This window comes from Ferruginibacter sp., assembly GCF_031430955.1.
Classification (GTDB): Bacteria; Bacteroidota; Bacteroidia; order Chitinophagales; family Chitinophagaceae; genus Ferruginibacter.
The window spans coordinates 1-2,292 of record NZ_JANPCM010000416.1 but is presented as its reverse complement, the minus strand read 5'-3'; the positions used below and the strand labels follow the sequence as shown (position 1 = coordinate 2,292).

Here is a 2,292-nt window from a genome sequence, read left to right as displayed (position 1 = left end):
TACGGATACATTATCAAGGGCCTTCAATTTCCCGAATTGTTTAGTTACGTTACTGGCGATGATCATAATGGTAATGGTTTTATTAAAGGATGGTCATCTTTTAAATTTTCAGGTGTAAGCGTGGGTAATATTTTTTCTGTTTTATCTAAAAGCGTTGTCATAAAACTTCTGAACAGCATCATGGCCGGTGGGTTTTGTTCGATGATCATGGAGTACATACTTACCGGCCGGTAAGGAATATCACCAATTTTATTTTTATTCAAATCATAGCCTTCGTATTTATCCCAGTAGTTATTATTAAAAGTATTCAACACCAAACTGCCGTTGGTACCCACATCAAATGTATTGCCGATGAAATTGTTATTGGTTAAAACAATATCCATGCAGCTTGCCTGAATTTTTAATGCCCAACCATTATTTTCAAAAACATTTTTTTGCATGCTGATGCGGCTGGCGCCTTCCATATGTATGCCTGCAGTATTTTTTGTAAAGCGGTTATTATTTATATAACTGTCGGCAATTTCTTTTAACAGCAAACCATAAGCTGCATCGCCCCAGTTTTCTTCAAAAAAATTATTGAACATTTTTACGTGGTGAGAAAACATTACTGCTACACCTGCACCATTATTTGTAAATATGTTGGTGATGTAAGCATCGTTGTTACTAAACATAAAATGCAACCCGTAACGCATATTATTAAAAGAAGTATTGCGCCAGATGATGGAGTTGGTTACAAACTCAAAATAAATACCATCCCTGTGGCCGCTGATGGTATTTGCAATAATACGCAGGCTGTCGGCCTTCCAGCAATGAATACCATTACCACTTTGCTGTTCCTGTTTACTGTATGCAGTGATCGTATTTTTTTCGATAGTACAATTTGTGGCGGTTTGTGCATAAATGCCAAAGAAAGTATTTTCCAAAATATTATTTTTTATAACAACATCCCTGCAGTTATAAATTTTTATGCCTGCATAATCTTCTATACTGGATACGCCGGAATTAATAATTTTAAATCCTGCTATCACCACCCCATTTGCTTTTACTGAAAGAATCTCGTATTTATTATCGCCATCCAGCACAGGGTTATTGATGCCAATTAAAAAAATAGTTTTACTAATTACAATATTTTTTTCGTGATACACACCAGGCTGCACTAAAATGGTATCGCCATTAACCGCAATAACTAATGCCTGCTGAATAGTTGAAATAATTTTATCCTTTGCAACAACAATTGTTTTTGCATTTGCAAAAAAATTAAGCAGTAATAATATCAGTATGGAAATATATTTTTTCACTGTGGTAACAGTTGTGCCCAGTCAATAATATTGCCGGGATAGCGTTGTTGCATTTTTATTAAACTGTCTGTGTTATCAAATGCTGCAATATTGCCATTCATCGGGCTTTTTAAAATATCACTTTTTAACAATACCGCTTGTTTTACGTTGATGAGTTGATGGTTGCTGCAAAAATCAGTAAGATAAATATCTTTTATTTTGGTTGGTGCAACTTCTTTTGTTTTTAAAAAAGATATGATGCAATGCACATCGTCAAACTTATAAATTTTACCTTTTGCAGTTACCACTTCTGCACCAAAACGTTCATCGCTGATGACCATTTTACAGAAGTAACAATTATCTGCCCCCATTGTAATTTGCTGCGGCCCGGCATTACAGGACGAAAAACTCAGCATAAAAAAAAACACCACTGTTGCAGTTGCCAATTTATTGATGGTAACATGTTTGCTGCTTTTTCTCCAGGCCATTACCGTACAAAAAACTAACAGTACACCCACGCTTAAAAAAATCCAGCCACCAATATGCGGCACAGAGTAAGCGCCAAAATTTAATAATTGCTTAAAGCCTATTAAAGGAGGCTGGTAGGCCATGCCGGGAACAATGATGGCAGCGGCGGGGTCTAAATTATGCCCCTAATTATATTCCCAACGCCAAAAATGGTACATAGCTAATATGCCGTAAGCAACAAATAAAAAGCACAATTCATTCAACATTTTTTTGAGGTTAGTGATGGCAACTGCAATAAATGCAGCAGCAAAAAAAACAATAATGCAGGGCAACGCCGTAAACTCCATAAAATCTTCGGTATGCAAAGTCTTCATACCAATATAATGGTTCAACCCGTTAATAATATCTACATTACATGCCAGTTTATTCGGATAGATCAACAGCATCAAACCTACGGGATATTGTGGTGCCTGCAGATCTATTTTCCACATAGGCACAACCCAAACTACCACTAAGGCTTCACCGCAAATTACCAACAGTTTTCTTA

General features: G+C 36.2%; 2 protein-coding genes and 1 pseudogene. All 3 read right to left on the bottom strand.

Annotation, left to right across the window (positions count from 1 at the left end; all coding sequences use genetic code 11):
* Window positions 1–62: 62 nt before the first annotated feature.
* Window positions 63–1,298, bottom strand: coding sequence for a nitrous oxide reductase family maturation protein NosD (locus tag ACY65O_RS11620; RefSeq protein WP_462221021.1), 1,236 nt, complete (start codon window positions 1,296–1,298; stop codon window positions 63–65).
* Window positions 1,295–1,888 (bottom strand): nitrous oxide reductase accessory protein NosL, encoded by a 594-nt coding sequence (locus tag ACY65O_RS11615; RefSeq protein ID WP_462221020.1) that lies wholly within the window; start codon window positions 1,886–1,888, stop codon window positions 1,295–1,297. Before ACY65O_RS11615 ends, ACY65O_RS11620 begins: the two co-directional genes overlap by 4 nt.
* Before the next feature lie 42 nt (window positions 1,889–1,930).
* Window positions 1,931–2,292: pseudogene (locus ACY65O_RS11610) on the bottom strand (nitrous oxide reductase accessory protein NosL); the annotation flags it as partial.